Annotated in this window: 24 protein-coding genes and 1 pseudogene; all 25 read left to right on the top strand. The window is 63.3% G+C overall.

The features are described from left to right. Window positions 1-126: 126 nt before the first annotated feature. Window positions 127-240, top strand: a pseudogene (locus K2M58_RS12960) (BMP family ABC transporter substrate-binding protein); the annotation flags it as partial. Between the two features lie 28 nt (window positions 241-268). Then, window positions 269-595, top strand: a complete 327-nt coding sequence (locus tag K2M58_RS06325; protein WP_354667504.1) for an ABC transporter substrate-binding protein — start codon at window positions 269-271, stop codon at window positions 593-595. A gap of 243 nt (window positions 596-838) precedes the next feature. Next, window positions 839-1,909, top strand: coding sequence for an ABC transporter substrate-binding protein (locus tag K2M58_RS06320; protein ID WP_252393389.1), 1,071 nt, complete (start codon window positions 839-841; stop codon window positions 1,907-1,909). A gap of 51 nt (window positions 1,910-1,960) precedes the next feature. Then, entirely contained in the window at window positions 1,961-2,947 is a 987-nt protein-coding gene (locus K2M58_RS06315) for an ABC transporter permease (RefSeq protein WP_220676866.1), read from the top strand. Beyond that, a complete protein-coding gene (locus tag K2M58_RS06310) occupies window positions 2,913-3,707 on the top strand; it encodes an ABC transporter ATP-binding protein (protein ID WP_220676865.1) in 795 nt (264 codons plus the stop codon). Before K2M58_RS06315 ends, K2M58_RS06310 begins: the two co-directional genes overlap by 35 nt. A gap of 22 nt (window positions 3,708-3,729) precedes the next feature. Beyond that, a complete protein-coding gene (locus K2M58_RS06305; protein ID WP_220676864.1) occupies window positions 3,730-4,863 on the top strand; it encodes a Glu/Leu/Phe/Val family dehydrogenase in 1,134 nt (377 codons plus the stop codon). A 14-nt stretch (window positions 4,864-4,877) separates the two neighbouring features. Further along, window positions 4,878-5,942: a pyruvate dehydrogenase (acetyl-transferring) E1 component subunit alpha gene (pdhA, locus tag K2M58_RS06300; RefSeq protein WP_220676863.1), complete on the top strand. Its 1,065-nt coding sequence runs from the start codon at window positions 4,878-4,880 to the stop codon at window positions 5,940-5,942. A 16-nt stretch (window positions 5,943-5,958) separates the two neighbouring features. Then, complete coding sequence (locus K2M58_RS06295) at window positions 5,959-6,957, top strand: alpha-ketoacid dehydrogenase subunit beta (RefSeq protein ID WP_220676862.1); 999 nt, start codon at window positions 5,959-5,961, stop codon at window positions 6,955-6,957. After that, window positions 6,954-8,300 (top strand): dihydrolipoamide acetyltransferase family protein, encoded by a 1,347-nt coding sequence (locus tag K2M58_RS06290; RefSeq protein ID WP_220676861.1) that lies wholly within the window; start codon window positions 6,954-6,956, stop codon window positions 8,298-8,300. Before K2M58_RS06295 ends, K2M58_RS06290 begins: the two co-directional genes overlap by 4 nt. Before the next feature lie 152 nt (window positions 8,301-8,452). After that, window positions 8,453-9,958 (top strand): aldehyde dehydrogenase family protein, encoded by a 1,506-nt coding sequence (locus K2M58_RS06285; protein ID WP_220676860.1) that lies wholly within the window; start codon window positions 8,453-8,455, stop codon window positions 9,956-9,958. 69 nt (window positions 9,959-10,027) lie between these two features. After that, window positions 10,028-10,333, top strand: a complete 306-nt coding sequence (locus K2M58_RS06280; RefSeq protein WP_220676859.1) for an EthD family reductase — start codon at window positions 10,028-10,030, stop codon at window positions 10,331-10,333. Between the two features lie 4 nt (window positions 10,334-10,337). Next, window positions 10,338-10,751 (top strand): PaaI family thioesterase, encoded by a 414-nt coding sequence (locus tag K2M58_RS06275; protein ID WP_220676858.1) that lies wholly within the window; start codon window positions 10,338-10,340, stop codon window positions 10,749-10,751. After that, window positions 10,748-12,076: a phenylacetate--CoA ligase family protein gene (locus K2M58_RS06270; protein ID WP_220676857.1), complete on the top strand. Its 1,329-nt coding sequence runs from the start codon at window positions 10,748-10,750 to the stop codon at window positions 12,074-12,076. Before K2M58_RS06275 ends, K2M58_RS06270 begins: the two co-directional genes overlap by 4 nt. Before the next feature lie 76 nt (window positions 12,077-12,152). Continuing rightward, on the top strand, window positions 12,153-12,929 hold the full coding sequence (locus K2M58_RS06265; protein ID WP_066198271.1) for an enoyl-CoA hydratase-related protein: 777 nt from the start codon (window positions 12,153-12,155) through the stop codon (window positions 12,927-12,929). Between the two features lie 11 nt (window positions 12,930-12,940). Next, a complete protein-coding gene (locus K2M58_RS06260; RefSeq protein ID WP_245637602.1) occupies window positions 12,941-13,732 on the top strand; it encodes an enoyl-CoA hydratase/isomerase family protein in 792 nt (263 codons plus the stop codon). 195 nt (window positions 13,733-13,927) lie between these two features. After that, window positions 13,928-14,827: a 3-hydroxyacyl-CoA dehydrogenase family protein gene (locus tag K2M58_RS06255; protein ID WP_066198265.1), complete on the top strand. Its 900-nt coding sequence runs from the start codon at window positions 13,928-13,930 to the stop codon at window positions 14,825-14,827. Continuing rightward, window positions 14,817-15,632: a 3-hydroxyacyl-CoA dehydrogenase family protein gene (locus tag K2M58_RS06250; RefSeq protein WP_220676856.1), complete on the top strand. Its 816-nt coding sequence runs from the start codon at window positions 14,817-14,819 to the stop codon at window positions 15,630-15,632. The genes K2M58_RS06255 and K2M58_RS06250 overlap by 11 nt, the downstream gene beginning before the upstream one ends. A 41-nt stretch (window positions 15,633-15,673) precedes the next feature. Further along, window positions 15,674-16,879, top strand: a complete 1,206-nt coding sequence (locus tag K2M58_RS06245; RefSeq protein WP_220676855.1) for a thiolase family protein — start codon at window positions 15,674-15,676, stop codon at window positions 16,877-16,879. 32 nt (window positions 16,880-16,911) lie between these two features. After that, entirely contained in the window at window positions 16,912-17,370 is a 459-nt protein-coding gene (paaI, locus tag K2M58_RS06240) for a hydroxyphenylacetyl-CoA thioesterase PaaI (RefSeq protein ID WP_066198253.1), read from the top strand. Beyond that, window positions 17,367-17,789 (top strand): thioesterase family protein, encoded by a 423-nt coding sequence (locus K2M58_RS06235; RefSeq protein ID WP_066198248.1) that lies wholly within the window; start codon window positions 17,367-17,369, stop codon window positions 17,787-17,789. Before paaI ends, K2M58_RS06235 begins: the two co-directional genes overlap by 4 nt. Before the next feature lie 107 nt (window positions 17,790-17,896). Next, a complete protein-coding gene (gene paaX / locus K2M58_RS06230) occupies window positions 17,897-18,730 on the top strand; it encodes a phenylacetic acid degradation operon negative regulatory protein PaaX (RefSeq protein WP_066198246.1) in 834 nt (277 codons plus the stop codon). 87 nt (window positions 18,731-18,817) lie between these two features. Further along, entirely contained in the window at window positions 18,818-19,804 is a 987-nt protein-coding gene (paaA, locus tag K2M58_RS06225) for a 1,2-phenylacetyl-CoA epoxidase subunit PaaA (protein ID WP_220676854.1), read from the top strand. Between the two features lie 117 nt (window positions 19,805-19,921). Next, window positions 19,922-20,260, top strand: coding sequence for a hypothetical protein (locus K2M58_RS06220; RefSeq protein ID WP_066198244.1), 339 nt, complete (start codon window positions 19,922-19,924; stop codon window positions 20,258-20,260). After that, a complete protein-coding gene (gene paaC / locus K2M58_RS06215) occupies window positions 20,260-21,081 on the top strand; it encodes a 1,2-phenylacetyl-CoA epoxidase subunit PaaC (RefSeq protein ID WP_252393388.1) in 822 nt (273 codons plus the stop codon). The genes K2M58_RS06220 and paaC overlap by 1 nt, the downstream gene beginning before the upstream one ends. Before the next feature lie 72 nt (window positions 21,082-21,153). Then, window positions 21,154-21,798: a PaaD-like zinc ribbon domain-containing protein gene (locus tag K2M58_RS06210; protein ID WP_354667529.1), complete on the top strand. Its 645-nt coding sequence runs from the start codon at window positions 21,154-21,156 to the stop codon at window positions 21,796-21,798. Window positions 21,799-21,819 lie beyond the last annotated feature (21 nt).

Raw genomic sequence — 21,819 nt, 5'->3', positions numbered from 1 at the left:
ACATACGTCTGGGGAATGATGCGCGATGATTTTGGGGAACTGAATCCGCTGTTTGTGGGGAATCGAACGCGATTTTTTTGGGGAGTTTTAATCCGCTATTGACAGCACTTGAAGCGCATCGGCATCGTGTATAACCCGGGGGAACAAAACTCCGTCGCCCAGATCAAGGCCATTCAGGCCGAAATCGAGCGGCACGGTTATCCGCTCCAGGTGGTGGAAGCGGCGGTCGCGAACACCTCGGAAGTCAAACAGGTCGCCGAATCGCTCATTGGCCGGATCGACGCGTTTTACGTCATTACGCATTACGGACAATACCGTCGTTTCGGGACTGGAAGGGTTGGTCGCGGTCGCCGAGGCGCAGAAGATTCCCGTCTTCACCGGAGATATCGCGTCTTTAAAACGCGGTGGATTTGCCGCTTACGGCGTTAAGTTTTACGACATCGGCTACCGTACCGGGCAGATGGCGGCGGCGATTCTGAAGGGCGAAAAGCGGCCGAAGGACATTCCGTCAGAATATGCCCAAAACCCGCGGCTGGTCATCAACGAGAAGGTTGCCGCCTGGCTCGGAATCACCGTCCGTCCGGAGTGGGAATAAAATCAACGCATGAAACGGCCGTTTGCGAAACGGTCGTTTATTGTTTTCCTTAACTTTATCGCATTAAAGCGTTTATGCCGTACAGAATTAAATAAATTTATATGTTTTTCCCTGTGTAAGTATTGGTATTGACACAACTTGATCCCATTAAATAAACTTTAATCGAAAAACGTAAATAAAACGTTATATAGTTTTTCTGTAACCACCGTTGAAAGCGGTTTAAAAATCGGGAGGTGGTCGAAGATGACGTGGGGGAACAAGAAGCGCCTCTGGCGGACGCTTGTTCCTAAGCTGGCGGTCCTGCTGGCGTTCGGTCTTACGGCGTGCGCTCAGACGACGTCCGACAAGATGAACGCCGGACAATCCGAGAGCGGGACGTCCGCCCAAAATCCGAACGCCGCGGAAAAACCAAAGCCCAAGGTTATTGGCGCAACGCAGATCATCGAACATCCGTCGCTCGACGATGCGTTCCGGGGCTTTAAGGCGGCGCTTCAAGATGAGGGGTTTGTGGAAGGGACGACGGTCCTCTACAACGTTCAGAACGCTCAGGGGGATATGAACAACGCTCAGACGATCGCCCGGAACTTCGTCGCCGACCGGGTGGATCTCATTTTCGCGAATTCCACGCCGAGCGCCCAGGCGGCCCTCAACGCGACCAAGACGATCCCGATCGTCTTTACCTCCGTGACCGATCCGGTCGGCGCGGGTCTCGTGCCGTCGATGCATGAAGCGGGGGAGAACATTACGGGAACGACAGATACCCATCCAGAAGCCATTCAAAAAATGCTGGCGTTTATCGTTCGGGAGATGGGCCTAAAGAAAATCGGCATCGTGTACAACCCCGGCGAACAAAATTCGGTCGCCCAGGTCGACGCGATCCGAACGATCATCAAAGCACAAGGCTATTCCCTGGACGTCGTCGAAGCGTCCGTCAGCAACACGTCCGAGGTGAAACAGGCGGCGGAGTCGCTGGTCGGCCAAATCGAAGGGTATTACGTCATCACCGACAATACGATCGTCTCGGCACTCGAAGGGCTTCTCGCCGTCGCCGATGCGAATAAACTTCCGGTCTTTACCGGAGAATTCGATTCGCTCAAACGGGGCGGCTTTGCCGCCTACGGCTTCCGCTACTATGACATCGGCTATCAGGCCGGGCAGATGGCGGCCCTTATTTTGAAAGGTGAAAGGAATCCGAAAGATATTCCGCCGGAATATCCCAAGACGCTGCACCTGGCGATCAACAAAACGGCGGCGAAAAAGCTCGGCATCCCCATTCGGCCGGAATGGGAAAAAGAAGCGGAATTCATCGAATAGGTTCCCAAATATCGGAAGCGACATGAACACTGCCTGAAATGGGGGACGGGGATGGCGGCGGCACTGATCGGCGCCGTTGAAGCCGGACTCATCTTCGGCGTGATGGCGCTCGGCGTGTACCTTTCGTTTCGGGTGTTGAACTTTCCGGACTTGACCGTCGACGGCAGTTTTGTCACCGGCGCAGCTCTGGCATCGATCCTGGTCGTCCACGGCGTTTCTCCCTGGATGGCCAACCTGGCGGCGCTTGTCGCCGGAGCGACCGCCGGCCTGATCACCGGCGTACTGCACGCATGGGGCAAGATCAATCCGCTCCTTTCCGGCATTTTGATGATGATCGCTCTTTATTCGATCAATCTGCGCATCATGGGCCGGCCGAACATTCCGCTCCTTCATCAACGCACCATGTGGACCGATCTCGCTCCTTGGACAGAGCGGCTACAGACCGTCGTCCCGGGCGCCGATCACCTGATCGTGCTCTTCGTCCTCGGTCTGATGGTCCTGGCGATGAAGTTGATCTTGGACTGGTTTTTAAAAACTGAAATCGGCTTGGCGGTCCGGGCGACCGGCGACAGCCCCCGGATGGTGCGGAGTTTTTCGGGCGACACCCGCCGCTTCGTCGTGCTCGGCCTCGCGGTGTCCAACGCGTACGTGGCGTTTGCCGGCGCCCTCATGGCCCAATACGGCGGCTTTGCCGATATCGGGATGGGCATCGGGATGATTGTCGTCGGCCTGGCTTCGGTCATCATCGGGGAAACGCTGTTTCGCCAGACGTCACTTCACCGCTTGACGGCAGCGGTGATCGCGGGGGCCGTTCTCTACCGGATCATCATCGCCTTGGCGCTTCGGGCGCGGTTTTTGGAAACCGGCGACGTCAAGCTCATCACCGCGCTGATCGTCATTTTGGCGCTCGTCCTGCCCGAGTGGCGCGGCGGCCGAAAAATGACGAAAGCCAAACCGGCGTCGCGGAGCCTTCGACCGCTTCCGTCGGAAGGAGGAGAAGTCGGTGCTTCGCCTGGTGGGCGTCTCCAAGATCTATAACGCCGGGACGTCGGACGAGAAGGCGGCGTTGAAAGGAATCGACCTGGACGTTCGGGAAGGCGAGCTGGTTACGATCATCGGCTCCAACGGCGCCGGGAAATCGACACTCCTCAACGTCATCGCCGGAACGATCACCCCGGACGAAGGGCACATCGTCCTCGACGGAACGGACATCACCGATTGGCCGGAACACCGCCGGTCCCGCTGGATCGCCCGGGTGTTCCAAGATCCGGCCGCCGGGACGGCGCCCAACATGACCATCGAGGAAAACCTGGCGCTGGCGCTTGCGCGGGACGGACGTAGAACCTTTCGCCGAGGTGTGACCGATGAACGCCGTCAGGCGTTTCGAGAACGGGTGCGCCAGCTCGGCATCGGCCTGGAAAACCGCCTCGGCGTCAAGGTCGGTGCCCTCTCCGGCGGAGAACGGCAGGCGCTGGCGCTCCTTATGGCGACGCTCTGCCGGCCCAAGCTGCTTTTGCTCGACGAACACACCGCCGCCCTCGATCCAAAACGGGCCGCCTGGGTGTCGGAGCTCACCGTCGGTTTGATCCGGGAGCTTAAGCTCACCGCCCTCATGGTCACCCACAACATGAAGCAGGCGATCGAGATGGGCGACCGGCTGATCATGATGGACGAGGGCGAGGTGATCCTCACCTACGAAGGGGAGGCGAAGCGGTCTCTGACCGTCGAAAAATTGCTTCAATCTTTTGAGCGCGTCCGCGGAAGCACGCTTGACACGGATCGGGCGGTGCTGGCCTAGCCAAGCGAAAGGAGGCGTCGAGATGCTCGATTTGCCGACGGTTGCCCGCGGCGATCTCTTTTCGGCCATCGGCGACCACGAACACGTTCTCTTTTTCCATGACCCGGATGTCGGTCTGAAAGGCATCATAGCCATTCACGACACCTCTCTTGGTCCGGCCCTCGGCGGCACCCGGATGGCGCCGTATCCGGATCTCGAGGCGGCGCTTTTCGACGCCCTTCGGCTCGCCCGGGGAATGACGTGGAAAGCGGTTGCGGCCGATCTGGACGTCGGCGGCGGCAAGGCCGTCTTGATCGGCGATCCGGAAAAAGATCGATCGCCGGAACTGTTTCGCGCCTTTGGGCGGCAAGTTCACGCTCTTGGCGGAAGATTTTACACCGGAACGGACATGGGAACCCAGCCGGAAGATTTCGCCTACGCCTATCAGGAGACGCCGTATCTCGTCGGCCTGCCGGAAGCGTACGGAGGGGGCGGTGATTCGTCCGTCACGACGGCCGACGGCGTCGTCGGCGCCATCCGGGTGACGCTTGAGTTCCTCGACGGGGATGGCGACCTGAAAGACCGGACGTTTGTCGTCCAGGGCCTGGGGAAGGTCGGTCTGAAGGTCGCCCACCGCCTGCTCGAAGCCGGTGGACGACTCATCGTGGCCGATCCGTCGGCGGAACGGGTCGACGCGTTCCGGCGGCTGGCCGAATCGTTCGGCAAAACGTTCCAGATCGTTTCCCCGGAGGCGATCTACGATGCGGAAGCCGACGTGTTCGTCCCGTGCGCCTACGGCGGAGTCATCACCGAAGCAGTCGCCCGGCGGCTCCGCGTGCGGGCGATCGTCGGATCGGCCAACCAGCCGCTCGCCCACCCGGGCATTGCCGAAACGTTAAAGGCGCAAAACGTCCTCTTCGCACCGGATTACCTGGCCAACGCCGGCGGCCTCATCCAGGTGGCCGATGAACTGTTCGGCCCCAATCCGAAGCGGGTTGAGCAGAAGCTTTCCGTCGTGCTGGAGACGCTCCGGTTCGTGTACCGGCGGTCCGACGCAGAAGGCCTCACGACGGTCGAGGCGGCCGAGCGCCTCGTTCGGGAGAGGTGGGAACGGCGAAAGCGGCTCAATGTCCGCTACCGGCCGGATGTGCCGCCGAAGTGGCGGTTCCGGCGCTGAAGGAGGGTGGCGTGATGCTCGAACTTTCTCCGCCGTTTACCGAGGGAAGATCGGGGGAAGCGCTTTTTCCCCTCTGGCGCCTGGTGGATGAAGAGGGGGGGTGGACGGACGAGCGGTGGGCCGATCGGTTTTCTCCGGAGTGGATCGAGACGGCCTACCGGCACATGCTTCGGGCCCGCCGCTTCGACCGGAAGTGCTTGAGCCTGCAGCGGCAGGGACGGATCGGGACGTATGCGCCATATGAGGGCCAGGAAGCGGCTCAGGTTGGGAGCGCCCTTGCCCTCGGTCCGGGCGACTGGCTGTTTCCGACGTACCGCGATCACGCGGCGGCGATGACGTTCGGGCAGCCCCTCGGGCGCATTCTCCTCTACTGGAAGGGGCGCTACGAAGGCGGCATTTCCAACGAAGGGCGGAAGATATTCCCACCCAGCGTGCCGATCGCTACACAGCTCCCTCATGCGGTCGGAGCGGCCTTCGCCGAGCAATTTCTCAACACGCCACATGTCGCCCTTGTCTACTTTGGCGATGGGGCGACTTCCGAAGGCGATTTTCACGAAGCGCTTAATCTGGCCAGCGTCTGGAACGTTCCGGTCGTCTTTTTCAATCAGAACAACGGCTACGCCATCTCCACCCCGCTCGACAAGCAGATGAAGTCCAAAACGATTGCCCAGCGGGCGCTCGGCTATGATCTACCGGGGATCCGGGTGGACGGCAACGATGTGTTCGCCGTCTACGCGGCGACGAAAGCGGCCGTCGAGCGCGCCCGATCGGGCGGCGGCCCCACCTTGATCGAAGCGGTGACCTGGCGGTACGGGGCGCACACGACCGCCGACGATCCCCGGCGCTACCGGGATCAGTCGGAAAGCGACCGGCTCCGGGAAAAGAGCGATCCGCTTCTCCGTGTGGAACGGATTCTTGAGCGACTGGGGCGATTCGACGCCGAAGCCAAGACGAGGTGGCTCGCGGCGATCGATGCGGAGATCGAGGCGGCGGTTCGGGAGATGGAATCCGCATCTCCGGTCTCGGAAGCAGATCTGTTCCGGCATGTCTTTGCAGAATCTCCTGATGCTCCGGCTTGATGAGGGGGAAATCTCCATGACGTCGATTCAGGCGGCTAAAAAGACGATGACGCTGGTCGGGGCCGTCAATGAGGCCCTGCATCTGATCTTGGAGCGGGATGAGCGGGCGATCGTGCTTGGAGAGGACGTCGGGGTGAACGGCGGCGTCTTTCGCGCGACGGAGGGGCTTTTCGAGCGGTTCGGCGGGCAGCGGGTGATCGATACGCCGCTCGGCGAATCCGGCTTCGTCGGCGCGGCCATCGGCATGGCCGCCGCCGGCCTGAAGCCGATCGTCGAAATCCAGTTTCTCGGATTCATCTACCCAGCCTTTGAGCAGATCGTCTCGCACGCTGCCCGACTCCGGGTGCGAAGCCAGGGGCGGTTTTCGGTGCCGATCGTCATCCGGGCGCCATACGGCGCCGGCGTCCGGGCGCCGGAAATTCATTCGGACAGCACGGAAGCCTTTTTCGTGCACATGCCGGGCCTGAAGGTGGCTGTCCCTTCGACGCCCGCTGACGCCAAGGGGCTTTTGCTAGCCGCTTATGAGGATCCGGACCCGGTGATTTTCCTCGAGCCGATGCGGCTTTACCGGAGCGCCCGAGGAGAAGTCCCGCCGGGGTGGGCGCCGGTGCCCCTCGGCCGGGCGCGCCTCGTCCGGGAGGGGGAGGACGTGACGGTGATCGCCTGGGGCGCGATGGTCCCGGTGGCGGAGCAGGCGTCGCGCATGGCGGCCGAAGCGGGGATCGACGTGGAACTTCTCGATCTTCGCACCCTCTACCCCCTCGACCGGCAGGCGATCGCGCGGTCGGTGGAGAAAACGGGGCGGGCGGTCATCGTCCAGGAGGCCCACGACACCTTGGGGGTGGCCAGCCACATCGTGGCGATCATTCAAGATGACGCGTTCTACGCTCAGAAAGCGCCCCCCCGTCGCGTAAGCGGCTTCGATGTGCCGGTGCCGCTCATGGCGTATGAGGATCTTTATCTGCCGACGCCGGAGAAGGTGCTGGCGGCCGTCCGGGAGGTGATGGCCGGATGACCGCCGGAACCGGGGGCGAAGTTGCCCTCCGCCTGCACGACCTCGGCGAAGGGCTCACGGAAGCCGTGGTGCTTCGCTATTTCGTTGCTGTCGGGGACCGCGTAACGATCGACCAGCCGGTGGTGGAAGTCGAGACGGACAAAGTGACGGCCGAGCTGCCGGCGCCGGCCTCCGGCATCGTCGCGGCGATCGAAGCGCCGGAAGGGACGAGCGTCCGGGTCGGCGACGTCCTCCTCCGGATCCGGTCAGACGCTCCGGTGCCCACCTCTGGCGTTCGGGAGGCGGATCGAGACCGGGTGGCCGAACGACTCACGCCGGCCGCCGATGCGCCGGGTGGAAAAACCGCCGAAGAGGCGAAGGAGTTGGCGAAGCGCCCCGTTCTGGCCAGCCCTTACACCCGTCGCCTGGCCCGCACGCTCGGCGTTCCTTTGGAAGCGGTTGCGGGGAGCGGTCCGGCCGGCCGCATCGAACCGGAGGACGTCCGCCGGTATGCCGCCCGCCGCGCCGCGGCTATACCGGTTCTCTCGACCAGGTCGCCGGCAACCTCGTCGCCGCCGACGCCCTCGGTCTCGAATTCCCCAGCGGAAGAGGTCGCCGACCGCCCGATCGCCCAGAGGCCGGCGGCGGTATTCGGATCAGCCGACGGAGAAGCGGAGACGCTTCCGTTTCGCGGCCGGCGGGAAGCGATTGCCCGCCACATGGTCCATTCGGTGACGACCATCCCGCATGTGACGCAGCTGGATGAGCTGGAGGCGGACGGGCTCCTTGCCTTAAAGGCCCGGCTGGATGCGTTAGAACCCCCGATTCCGCTCACGGCGTATTTAATCAAGATCGTTTCCACGGCGCTTCGGGCTCACCCCCGTTTCAATGCCCGCTTGGATGAGGCGGCCGGCATCATCCGGCTGTTTCGCCATCACCACATCGGCGTCGCGGTGGATGCTCCGGAAGGGCTCATCGTGCCGGTGATCCGGCACGTCGAGGGGCGGAGCTTGCGGGAGATCGCTGTGGCGCTCGAGGACCTCGTGCAAAAAGCCCGGGCGGGGACGCTTGGTCCGAAAGAGATCGCCGGCGGAACGTTTACCATCAGCAACGTCGGCCCGATCGGCGGAGCGTATGCCGCAACGCCGATCATCCGCCCTCCGGAGGTGGCCATTCTGGCGTTTCACCGGATCCGGAAGCGCCCCGTCGTCGACGAGGACGACCGGATCGTCGTTCGCTCGATTCTGCCGGTTTCGCTCTCGTTCGATCATCGCGTGCTCGACGGCGCCGACGCCGTCCGCTTTGTCGAGACGTTGCGGTCGCTGGTGCGGGAGCCGGAGCGGCTTTTTTTGTCGATGCGATGATTTGTGAAAAAAGATCAGCTTGACGACATTCAAACACCGGAACTATACTGTTAAACGTAACAACGTTTTAAAAACGTTATATGAAAAAAACGTTGTAAGTGTCGGCATCGACAGCGGAGGAGGAGGCCGGCGCTAAAGAAGGGGGCGTGCGGATGATCGATTCAGAGAAAGTCAACCGCTACCGGCGTTCGTATTACCCGATGTTCATCGACGGGGAGTGGGTTGACGCCGCCGACGGCAACCGCTACACGGTTTACAACCCGGCGACCGGGGAGCCGCTGGCAGAGGTGGCAAGGGCCGGCCGGGCCGACATCGACCGTGCCCTTCAGGCGGCGCGGCTGGCGTTTGAGCACGGGAAATGGCGCCACTTTTCCGTCTTGCGGCGGGCGCGGGTGTTGAACCGCATCGCCGAGATCATGCGGGAGCGGTTCGATGAGTTGGTGGAACTGGAAATTTTGAACACGGGTAAGACGCTTTTTGCCGCTCAGGGCCAGATCATGCAGGCGATCGAGGACTTCGAGTTTTACGCCGGTGCCATCGTCGGCCACCGGGGGCACGTCAACAACATGCCCAGTGGCTTTTTCAACTATACCCAGCGGGAGCCCGTCGGCGTCTGTGCCCAGATCGTCCCGTGGAACTATCCCCTGATGATGGCCGCATGGAAGATCGCTCCGGCGATCGCCGCCGGCTGTTCGGTCGTCGTCAAGCCGGCGACGCTTACGCCGGTGACCGCCCTCGTTCTGGCGGAGATTGCTACCGAGGCCGGCGTGCCGAAGGGCGTCGTGAACGTCGTTCCCGGTTCCGGGCGGGATGTCGGCGATTACCTTGTCACCCACCCGGAGGTAGATAAGATCGCCTTCACCGGGTCAACGCCCGTCGGGCGGCACATCATGGAGCTCGCCTCCCGTTCGTTGAAAAAGGTGACGCTCGAACTCGGCGGGAAGTCGCCGAGCCTCATCTTTGACGATGCAGATCTCGATGCGGCGGTCGACGGATCGGTGTTCGGGATCTTCTATAACACCGGCCAATCGTGCGAAGCCCGATCCCGCATCTACGTCCAGCGGTCGGTCTATGACGCATTCATGGCGCGGTTCGTCGAGAAGGCGAAAAAGCTCAAGCTCGGCAACCCGTTCGACCCGGAGACGCACGTCGGTGCAGTCATCAGTCGGGAGCAGGTGGATGTGATCGACGGTTACGTCCGTTCCGCCTTGGAAGACGGCGCTCAGGCGGTCTTGGGCGGCGGCGAAGTTCGCGTGCCAGGGTTTGAAGGCGGGTACTGGTACGCGCCGACGATCCTCGTCGACGTCCACCACGGCATGAAGGCGGTTCAGGAGGAGATCTTCGGCCCGGTCGTCACGGTCATGCCTTTTGACACCGAAGACGAGGCGGTCGCCCTCGCCAACGACACGATGTACGGCCTCGCGGCGGCCGTCTGGACGAAAGACGGCGCCCGGGCGAAGCGGATGGCCGACCGCATTCGCGCCGGCATCGTCCTCGTCAACACGCCGTTTTCCGCTTTTCCCGGCATGCCGTTCGGCGGCACGAAGCAATCAGGTTTCGGCCGGGAGCTCGGCATCGAAGCGCTCGACCTGTACACCGAAGTCAAAAGCGTGCTCATGTACTACGGCACCAAACCGCTGAATCCGTTCAAGCTGTAAGCCGGTGTTTGACCATCCAAAGCGTCCGGCCCGGCACCGGGCCGGACGAAAGAAGGAGGAGCTTCACGCATGGTCAAGCTGATCGCCGTCTACCGTCGGCCCGATGACATCGAGGCGTTCGAACGCCACTACCGCGAGGTCCACGCCCCTCTCGCTCGCTCGATGCCCGGCCTTCAGCGCCTGGAAGTCAACCGCGTCTACGGGATCCCGGGCGGCGGTGACTCGGACGTCTACCTGATCGCGGAGATGCTTTTTTCCTCCCGGGAAGCCCTGGAGGCGGCCCTCGCCTCGCCGGAAGGTCGGGCGGCCGGAAAAGACTTGATTTCGTTTGCCCGGGGGATCGTCTCGCTTTACCTGGCGGAGGTGGAGGCGTAGCGCCGTGGTCCAAAAGCCAGGAAACCGCGTCGAAAGCCTGAACGCTTTCAACCGCCTTCTCGGGATTCGCGTTTTGGAAGAAACGCCGGACGGCGCTCGGGCGGAGCTGGTCGTTCGGCCGGAGTTTTACAACAGCATGGAGGGGATCGTCCACGGCGGCGTCGTGGCGACGCTCCTCGACGTCGTCATGGGGCACGCGGCGGCGCCGCACCGGGACGGCGTGCAACAGAGCGTGACGGCGGAATTTAAGGTCAACTTCCTGCGCCCGGCCACCGGTGAGCGGCTCGTGGCGGCTTCCCGCATCGTCAAGCGCGGCCGTCGCCTCGTCGTCGCGACGGCGGAGGCGTACGGCGGCGATGGGGCGCTCGTGGCGGTGGCGCTGGGGACATACGCCTTGCGAGGGGAGGTCGGACGATGATCTTCAACGTCGAAATGGAAACGATGCCGCGGGTAGAAAAAGAGAAGCTGCAGCTTAAGCGGCTTCAAGAGACGGTCGCCTACGCCTATGCGCGGGTGCCGTTTTACCGCCGGCGTTTCGATGAAGCCGGCGTTCGCCCGGAAGACATCCGGAGTTTGGATGACCTTCGTCGGCTGCCGATGATGAAAAAGAACGACCTTCGGGAGCATTATCCGTTCGGCCTGTTTGCCGTCGACACCAAGGAGATCGTCCGGTTTCACGCGTCTTCCGGCACGAAAGGCAAGCCGACGGTCGTCGCTTATACCCGTCGGGATATCGATCACTGGGCGGAAATCGTGGCCCGAACGATCGCCGCCGCGGGCGGGAGACCGGGCGACATTTTTCACAACGCTTACGGTTACGGCCTCTTTACCGGAGGCCTCGGCCTTCATTACGGAATTGAACGCTTCGGTGCGGTCGCCGTTCCGGCGTCCGGCGGAAACACCGCCCGGCAGATCACGCTGATTCAGGATCTCCGGCCGCGGGGGATCTCTGGGACGCCGTCGTACATCCTGAACCTCATCGAAACGATGCGGGCGATGGGCCTCGATCCGCGGAAGACGAGCCTGGAGTACGGGATCCTCGGGGCCGAGCCGTGGACAGAAGAGATGCGCCGGCAGATCGAGGATGCGCTCGGCATCAAGGCCGTCGACATCTACGGCCTGAGCGAAGTCATCGGCCCCGGCGTCGCCATCGAATGCGCCGAAGGGCAGGACGGCCTCCACCTCGCCGACGATCATTTTATCGCCGAGGTGATCGACCCCGATACCGGCGAAATGCTTCCGTATGGCGAAACCGGGGAGCTCGTTTTTACGTCCTTGACCAAAGAAGCGTTTCCGGTCATCCGCTACCGGACCGGCGACATCGCCTCCCTCAATCCGGAGCCTTGCCCCCACTGCGGCCGGACGACGATGCGCATGTCCCGCGTCAAGGGGCGGATCGACGATATGCTCATCATCCGCGGCGTGAACGTCTTTCCGTCGGAAGTTGAGGCGGAATTGCTGAAATACGCGGAACTGGCGCCGCATTATCAAATCGTCATCGACAAAGACGGCGCCCTCGATCGGTTCGAGGTGCACGTCGAAGTGATCGAAACGGCCCTGGCAGGCGTCGGTGACGTCGAAAGGTTCAAGGCCGAACTCCGCGGTCGGGTCGCTCAGCAGTTGAAAGACGCCCTCGGCATCACCGTCGTCGTCGAGGTGCACCCGCCGAAGGCGCTCCCTCGAAGCGAGGGGAAAGCCGTTCGCATCGTCGACCGCCGGAACAAACAGACGGTGACGTCCTGAGTCCTTTGGCGCTGATGATGGGTGGAACGCCGGCCGGTCTGCCGGCGGGCGCCGAGGGATACGGAGGAGGAATCCGATGGCGGAGGAGATGTCGCTTCTTGTGTCGCAGGACGGTCCGGTGGCCATCCTCCGGCTCAATCGTCCAGAGGTGCTGAACAGCTTAAACCGGGCTCTCGTCGAGCGGCTCGTCGCCGAACTTGAACGGCTCGACGCCGATCCGGCGGTGCTGGCGATCGTGATTACAGGCGATGAGCGAGCGTTTGCGGCTGGCGCCGATATCGGAGAGATGGCGGATGAATCGGCCATCGATATGTTGATTCGAGATCAGTTTACCGTCTGGGACCGCATCCGGGCGATTCGAAAGCCGCTCATCGCCGCCGTGAGCGGGTATGTCCTGGGCGGTGGGGCGGAGCTGATGATGAGTTGTGACCTCGTCGTCGCATCGGAGTCGGCTCGGATCGGCCAACCGGAGATTCGCCTCGGCGTCATGCCCGGCGCCGGAGGAACCCAGCGGCTTACCCGGGCGCTCGGGACGCGGCGGGCGCTGGAGCTCCTTTGGACCGGCGAGCCGATCGACGCCGAAGAGGCGTACCGGGCCGGTCTCGTCAACCGGATCGTTCCGGCGGAACGGGTGCTTCCGGAGGCCCTGGCCCTCGCCCGAACGATTGCTTCCATGCCGCCGCTCGCCGTCCGGCTGATCAAGCGGGCGGTTTACCTGGCGGAAGAAGCGCCCCTCGACGTCGGCCTCCAGTTTGAGCGGCACGCCTTTTACCTGTTGTTTGCAAGCGACGATCAGAAGGAAGGCATGCGGGCGTTTTTAGAAAAGCGGCCGCCGCAATTTCGAGGACGGTAGGAGGGATCGCCGTGGCGAAACAGGCGACGGACGTCCTCATCGAACAGCGGGGCGCCGTCCGGTGGATCGTCTTCAACCGTCCGGAGGCGATGAACGCTTTGACGGACGTCATGCTCGAGGCGCTGGAGCGGGCGTTTCGGGAAGCGGCCCGAGCGGAAGACGTCCGTGCGATCGTCCTCGCCGGCCGCGGACGGGCGTTTCAGGCGGGGCAGGATTTGTCGGCGCTCGGGGAGGCGCCGGAACCGGAGACCTACGGCGCGCTGCTTAAAAAGCGCTACCACCCGGTGCTTCGGGCGATGCGGGAGACGCCGAAGCCGATCCTCGCCGCCGTCGGCGGCGTCGCCGCCGGCGCCGGCATGAGCCTCGCCCTTGCCGCCGATTTTCGCGTCATGTCCGACCGGGCGGCGTTCGTGCCGGCGTTTTTCAAACTCGCCCTCGTCCCGGATACAGGAATGGCGTATTTTCTTCCGCGGCTCGTCGGTTTCGGGCGGGCGCTCGAGTGGATGACGCTCGGCGGCCGCATCGGTCCCGACGAGGCACTTCGGACCGGGCTCGTTCACAGGGTCTTTCCGGCGGACGGCTTTGAGTCGGCGGCTCAGGCGTTCGCTGAAACGCTGGCGGCGCTGCCGACGAAAACGTTCGGTATGCTGAAGCGTCTGCTGCAAAAGGCCGAGGCCGCGCCCCTCGGCGAGGCGCTCGCCTACGAGCGGATGCTCCAGAGCGCTGCGGCGGCGACGGAAGACCACCGCCGGGGGATGACGGCGTTTTTCGCCAAGACCGAACCGACGTTTACCGGCCGCTAGGCGCCGGGGACGGCCGAAGAGGTCGACCGGCGGGCGACCCCCTCCGAGCGTCCGGACGGCCGGGAGAACAGGCCGGCACGATCGTCGATGGGCTTTACGTCCGCCGATGGTCGGTCGACGATCGGAAACGGCCGAAACGTGGAGGACCGAAGAATGAGGAAAGGGAAAAAAAAACCGGAAGACCGGAGGATGACGATGGCCGATCGGGTCCAGGAACCGGACCGCGAGGCGAACAAGTCGTCTCTCCGGCGCCTCGGCATCGTCGGCGCCGGGACGATGGGCCGCGGTATCGCCTGGACGGCGGCCCGGGCGGGGTTTACGGTCATCGCCGTCGATGTCGACGAAAAGGCCCGCCAGGCGCTCCTGGATCATGCCCGGGCCCGGGCCGAACGGGCGGTGGGCCGGGGCGAGCTTTCGCTGGAAGCGGCCGAAGCGGCGCTCCGGCGCCTTTCCGCTCACGAGGCGCCGGAGGCTTTGGCCGGCTCCGAGGCGGTGATCGAGGCGGTGTACGAGGCGCCGGACGTCAAGCGATCGGTCTTTGCCGCCGTCGAGGCGGCAGTCGATCCGGCGACGCTCCTTCTGACCAACACGTCGTCGCTGTCGGTGACGGAGATCGCTGCCGGCCTCCGACGGCCGGAACGGCTGGTCGGCATGCATTTTTTTAATCCGGCCGACGTGATGCCGCTCGTCGAAATCGTGCGGGCAGCCCAGAGCGACCCGGCGGCTGTCGCGGCGGCCGTGTCCCTCGCCGAATCCCTGGGCAAGACGCCGATCGTCGTCCGGGACACGCCGGGGTTCGTCGTCAACCGGGTGGCCCGGGCGTACTACAACGAATCGCTCCGGCTCATCGAGTGGGGGCAGGGAAAGCCGGAGGCGATCGACGCCCTGTTCGAAGCCCGGGGGTTTAAGATGGGGCCGTTTGCGCTTCAGGACCTGATCGGCCTCGACGTCAACTTCGCCACGACGTCGACGGTGTTTGCCCAGACGTTTTACGAGCCCCGCTTTCGGCCAAGCCTCCTGCAAAAAGCATATGTGTTCGCCGGTCGCCTCGGTCGGAAGCGCGGACGGGGGTTTTACCGCTATGATGACCGTTGACCGCGTCTGGCTCGTCGGAGAGGGCGTGCTCAAAGCTTTTTGGCTAGACGTCCTCGGGCGCCGGGGCATCGCCGTCGAAGACGGGACGGCGGCCGTCGACGGCCGGCCGGGCGGGCGCCGGCCAGGGCGGGGCGTCGCGCTCCGCTCCCCCGGGGCCGGCGAAGCGCAGCTTTTATCTGCGCCGGCCCTCATCATCGACGTGGAAAACGTCGATCTCCGGGCAAAGCGCCGCCGGCTCCGACGTCTCGGCGCCCGGCTTCATCCGCATGGACTCCTTCTTACGAGCGCCCACGCCGTATCGGCCACCGAAGCCGCCGCCTGGTTCGGTCGACCGGACGCCGTCGTCGGCTACGGCGCTTTTCCGGCCTACGGGACGGCGCCGGCGGTTGATCTGGCGGCGCCCCTCGGCGCCGATCCGTCCGGGATCGCCCGGGCCGAAGCGTGGCTCGCGTCGATCGGCGTCCGGACGTTCTGCGTTGGCGACGAAGTCGGTCTCGCCTTTCCCCGGGTGCTCGCGATGATCATCAACGAGGCGGCTTTCGCCTTGATGGAAGGGGTGGCGGCGGCGGAGGACATCGACCGCGCCATGCGCCTCGGGACGAACTATCCGGAAGGGCCGCTCGCATGGGCAGATCGGATCGGCCTCGACGAAGTTCAGGCGGTGCTCCGGGGGCTTTACCGGGCGTTCGGCGAAGACCGCTACCGCCCGGCGCCGATTTTCCGGCAGCTCATCGCTGCCGGTCGCCTCGGCCGAAAGGCGGGACACGGGTTTTACGCGTACACCGACGAGGCGAAAGAGCGCTGACGAAGGCGAACGGCCATCATCGACGAACAGGAGGGTGCGGCGTGCAGGAAGCGGTCATCGTCGACGGCATCCGGACGCCGTTCGGCCGCTACGGCGGGGCCCTCGCCCGCGTGCGGCCGGACGATCTGGCGGCCCACGTCATCGCCGAGCTGGTAAAGCGGCATCCGGAGATCCCGCCGGAGGCGTACGACGACGTCTATTTCGGTTGCGCCAATCAGGCCGGCGAGGACGGCCGAAACGTGGCGCGAATGGCCGTGTTGCTTTCGGGCCTCCCGGTCGAGGTGCCGGGCGCCACGGTGAACCGCCTGTGCGGCTCGGGCATGGAGGCGGTCATTCAGGCGGCGGCAGGCATCCAGACCGGCCGCGGCGAGATTTTCATCGCCGGCGGCGTCGAGAGCATGTCCCGGGCGCCGCTCGTCCTCTTAAAGCCGGAGGAACCGTTTGCCCGCGGGCACCGGTCGCTCGAAGACACGACGCTCGGCTGGCGGTTCACCAACCCGCGGCTTGCGGCCGTCTACCCGCCGATCACCCTCGGGGAAACGGCGGAAAATGTCGCCGAGATGGACGGCATCACGCGGGAAGACCAGGACCGGTTTGCTCTCGAGAGCCAGCGAAAGTACCAGGCGGCCAAAGCGCAGGGATTCTATAAGGAAGAAATCGTTCCCGTCCCGGTGCCGGGGCCGAAGGGCGAAACGATGATCGTCGAGGAGGACGAACATCCGCGGCCGAACGTGACGCTGGAGGCGCTGGCGCGGCTCAAGCCGGCCTTCCGGGAAGGGGGGACGGTCACCGCCGGCAACTCGACGGGGTTAAACGACGGGGCGGCGGCGCTCCTTTTGATGAGCCGGGAAAAAGCCGCCGCCCTCGGGCTTCGTCCCCGGGCCCGCATCATCGCCGCAGCGACGGCCGGCGTGCATCCGTCCATCATGGGACTCGGTCCGGTGCCGGCGTCCCGGAAGGCGCTGAAAAATGCCGGGCTGACCGTCGACGACATGGACGTCGTCGAGATCAACGAAGCGTTTGCCGCCCAAGTCATCGCCTCGGCGCGGCGCCTCGGCGTCCCGGAGGAGAAGCTGAATCCGAACGGCGGCGCCATTGCCATCGGCCATCCTCTGGGCGCGAGCGGCGCCCGGCTGGTGCTAACGCTGATGCGGGAACTCGAGCGGCGGGGCGGCCGCTTCGGGCTGGCGGCGATGTGCATCGGAATCGGCCAGGGGATCGCCGTTGTCCTGGAGCGGATGGCGTAAAATGGATTTCACCGCTAAAAGGAGGCGGCGAGGTGAAGCTTCCGGAAGAGCGGCTCCGGCACTTTGCGACCGATCGCTTCATGCAGCATCTCGGCATGCGCCTCGTCGACGCGACGCTTGGTGCAGCGACGGTCGAGATGACCGTCACCGACGACATGTTGAATTTCCACGGCACGGCAAACGGCGGCGCCGTTTTTGCCCTCGCCGACGTCGCCTTTGCCGTCGCCAGCAACAGCCACGGCGTGCCGGCGGTCGGCGTCCAGATGACGATCAGCTACATGGCGCCGGCCGGTGCCGGCGACCGCCTCGTCGCGACGGCGATGGAAGAGCGTCGGACGCGGCGACTCGCCTGGTACCGAATCGAAGTCCGGCGAGACGAGACGCTACTCGCGCTTGCCCACGGGCTCGTCTACCGGATGGAGGCAGACCTACCGAAGGAAGTCCGGCCGGACGCGGCCACAAAACCGCGGGAAAAAGGAGGGTCCCGATGAAACCCGGGCTGAAACCGGGCGTCCGCGCCGAAGTCACCTTTACCGTAACCGAAGCGATGCTCGCCGGCTTTGACGACGCCGTCGTCCACCCCGTCCTCTCGACGGTGTCGATGATCTACCACATGGAAAAGGCGGGTCGGATGATCATCCTTCCGTACCTCGAGCCCGACGAAGAAGGCGCGGGGTACGAAGTGTGCGTCCGGCACCTCCGGCCGGCGGTCGTCGGCGAGACGGTCGTCGTCGAAGCGACGGCGACGGCGGTCGACGAGCGGTTCGTCGTCGCAGACGTCCGCGCCCGCGTTGGCGAGCGCGTCATCGGGGAAGGGACGTTTACGCAGGTCTTGTTCCGCAAAGAGACGTTAGCGCGGAAGATCGGCGCGTTGAAGCAGGCGCTCAAACGGACGACCGGCGGCGCATGAGCGACCGCTTCTTTTCCGGATAGGGCGTTTCCTGCCGTTTACTTCAACGACCGAGTATGGCATAAAGAGGGCAGGATGCGGAAACGCCCCGAAGAGGAGGAAAACCCATGCGCCCGCGGTCTCTTTTGTTTACGATTTTCGGCGAATATGTCCGCCACTACGGAAACGACATCTGGATCGGCAGCCTGACGCAGCTTCTCGGCGCCTTCGGCATTCGGGAGGCGGCCGTCCGGGTTGCCGTCTCCCGGATGCAGCGCCAGGGCTGGATTGTCGGGGAAAAGCACGGCAACCGAAGCTTTTACGCCCTGACGCCGAAAGGCCGAAAGCGGCTCGACGAGGCGGCGGCGCGGATTTACAAATTCGGCGCCCACCGTTGGGACGGCCGCTGGTATATGGTCCAGTTCAGCATTCCGGAAAGCGAGCGGGAACGGCGAGACGAGCTCCGGAAGGAACTGCAGTTTCTCGGGTTCGGCATGCTTACGAATGGGTTATGGCTTTCACCGAACCCAATCTTAAGCCTCGTTCATGATTACGTCGAAGAACATGGCCTTAAGCCCTACGTCGAGTTTTTTGTCGCCGAACATCGGGGGTATGCCGACGACCGGGAACTGGTTCGGCGCTGCTGGAATCTGGAGGAGATCGAAGCGGCCTATCGACGGTTCATCGAGCGGTTTCGCCCCGAGTTGGACCGGCTTGAAGGGCGAGATCCCAAGTGGGTGCCGAACGATGAGGAGGCGTTCGTGTTAAAAACGATTCTCGTCCATGAATACCGGAAGTTTCTCTTCATCGACCCGGATCTGCCGGCCGAACTTCTGCCGGACGTCTGGGCAGGCGACGAAGCGGATGCACTTTTCGAACGTCTTTATCAGGCCCTTCACCCGGCATCGCTTCGTCATTTCGAACGTGTGTACGAAGGGAGCGCCGCCCAAGTGAAGCGGTAAAGATTACACTTGCCATTTTGTGTTACGGGATTGTATAATTACGTTAGAAAAACGTTATACAATTAAACGTTATACGAGGTGAGGTCGATGAGCATTTTCGATTTGCCGGCCGTCCGGGAAGATCCGGAACAGGTCGAGGCGTTCCTCGCCCGCATCGACCGAGGAGAAAAAATCGAAGCCGACGACTGGATGCCGATGGACTATCGGCTGCAGCTCGTCAAGCTCATCGCCATGCACGGCATCAGCGAGATCATGGGCGCTTTTCCGGAAAAGGAGTGGGTCCCTCGTGCGCCGACGCTTCGCAGGCGCCTGTCGCTCATGGCCAAGGTCCAAGATGAAATGGGCCACGGTCAGCTTCTCCTTCGGGTGGCAGAAGACCTCATCCGGCCGTTCGGAAAGACGCGGGAAGACATTTTGAATGACTTGTATGCGGGGCGGCTCAAGTTTCACAACGTCTTCCACATGCCCGCTCCGACGTGGGCCGATGCGGCCCTCATCGGCTGGCTCGTCGACGGGGCGGCGATCATCACCCAAAAGATGCTCGTACAAGGCTCCTACGCGCCGTACGTTCGGGCGCTCCGGCGGATCATCATGGAAGAGCGGTTTCACGCCTTCCACGGCGAAGATATGAGTCAGACTCTCGGCGACGGCACGCCGGAACAGCGAAAGATGCTCCAGGAGGCGCTCAACCGCTGGTGGGACGCGCTGCTCATGTTTTTCGGTCCCCCGGAAGAAGAACAGATGCCATCCAATCAGCTCAAGAATCTGCGCTACCGGATCCGTACGAAGACGAACGAAGAACTCCGCCAGGAGTTTTTGAGCAAGTACGTGCCACAGATCTGGGCCCTCGGGCTTACGGTGCCCGATGAGACGCTCCGCTTCGACGAGGCGACGGGGCGCTGGGTGTACCGCCATCCGGATTATTCGTACCTGCGGAATGTCATCGGCCGCAACCGGGGGCCGCGGTCTGAGGCGCGGCTTCATCTTCGGCGCTCGGCGTTCGAACACAACCGCTGGGTGCGGGAGGCGCTCCTCGCCCGACAGGCGGTGCAAAAAGAAGCGGCGATCGTATAAAGCCGCTCCAATCGTATAACGCCGTTTCAAGAGACAGGCACTTCACGTCGAACGGCGGAGGCGGGCTCACCCGTCTCCGCCTCGTCGACATCGCGTGGTGGGAGGGCTGGTGCGATCATGGAAAAGGATTATGAGATTTACGAAGTCTTCAGCCAGAAAGAGCCGACGGGCAAATACGAAAGCCAGTTCAGCCTGCTTGCCCCGAGTCCGGAGATCGCCCTGGCCATGGCGCAGGAAAACTTCTTGCGCCGGGAAGACCCCCCGGCCAATCTGTTCGTCGTCAACCGTCGGCACATACATTTCATCTCTCCGGAAGCGCGGGTGGCGCTCCGTCGAATGGACAACAAGGCGTACCGGATGCCCGGCTACTACGGTCGGGTGCTCAAAAAGTGGCATGAACTGAAGGCCCGCCGCGGGATCGGCGATCGGCTGCTTAAAGTCGAGGAGGATGGATGATGAAACGATTCGCGTCGCCGGAGGCCATCGTCAACCGCCCGGACGCTCGATCGGCGCTGGTGGAGCTTCTTTTTCAGCTGGCGGACGATGATCTTTTTGTCGCCCACCGGGCATCGGAGTGGCTCGGGCTTGCGCCGCACATCGAAGAGGACGTCGCCTTTTCGTCCATCGCCCAGAACACGATGGGGCACGCCCTGTACTGGTACACGCTCCTTGAACCCCTCACCGGAAAGAACGCCGATGATCTCGCCTACCTCCGGCCAAGGGAAGCGTACCGCCAGGCGATCCTTGTCGAACGGCCAAACGGTCCCGGTCTCTTCTACGAAAATCCATCGTACGACTGGGCATACGCCGTCGTTCGGGGCCTTGCCTACGAAACGTTCAAGCGCATACGCCTGGAAGCGCTTGCGTCCTCAAGCTATGTCCCGCTTGCGGAAGCGGCCCTGAAGATGCGCGATGAGCAGTTTTATCACCTGTATCATTGGAAAACGTGGTGGTCGGAATTGTCGCAGTCGACCGATGAGGCGCGGCGCCGCCTTACTGAAGCCGCTCGGTCGGTGTTTCACGATCTGCCGACCCTGTGGGACCTTGGTCCGAAGGCGGAAACGATTGTTCGATTGGGGCTTGGGCCGTCGGCGGAGGAGATCGAACGAAAGACGTTAAAAGCGCTCGAGGCGGAGTTTCGACGTGTCGCTCTTTCGCTTCCGCCCCTCGGTTCGCCGGCGTTTACCGGTCGGGAAGGACAGCACACCGACGAAGGATGGGCGGCCATCCAAATGATGGGTGAAGTGTATCGGATGGCGCCGGAAGCGGCGTGGTAAGGCCGAAGCGAAAAGAAGCGAAAAGCGGAACTCGAATTAATAAGAGCCAGGATCCGGAAAGGGGGGGAGACCGTGACCGTCGACCGTCCGATCGGGAACGCGAGCTCGAAGAGAGAGGCGGAAAAAATCCGTCGACTGGTTGAAAGGGCGCTGGATAACGTCGGTGATCCGGAGATGCCAGCTGTGAGCTTGGCTGAGCTCGGCATGGTGCATGAAATTCGGATCGTCGAAGCGGATAGAAATTTTCGCGTGGAGATCGATTTGTTGCCGACATTTGTGGGCTGCCCAGCTCTCGAACTCATGCGGCGGGAAGTCGAGCGAGCCGTGCGACCAATTCCGGGCGTCGTTCAGGTCGATGTCCGTTTCGTGTCCCATTCCCGCTGGACGACGGATCGCATCCGACCGTCGGCCCGACCCAAGCTGGAGGCATATGGAATCGCGCCGCCGCCGTGTCTTACCGTCCGCTCTCCGGCGCCGGCGCCGGACGAAGCGCCGCCTCCGAACGGAGCCCCAGCTCCGGCGGAGGCGACAGTCACGGTCGGAGCTTCGGTCGAATGGAATCCCCGCTGTCCGTACTGCGGTTCAGAGGACACGATTCTCGAGAATCCGTTCGGTCCGACGTCGTGTCGGAGCATCTTTTATTGTCGTTCATGCTCGAACCCCTTTGAAGCGATGAAACCGCTCGGGGTGCCGGTCGTTTTGCAGAGGAGGCCGTAAACGGCGAACGGCGACGGCCGA

Source organism: Hydrogenibacillus sp. N12 (genome assembly GCF_019645935.1).
Taxonomy (GTDB): domain Bacteria; phylum Bacillota; class Bacilli; order Thermicanales; family DSM-22653; genus Hydrogenibacillus; species Hydrogenibacillus schlegelii.
Note: the sequence above shows the minus strand (reverse complement) of the source record. Positions and strands in the feature narration are given on the sequence as shown.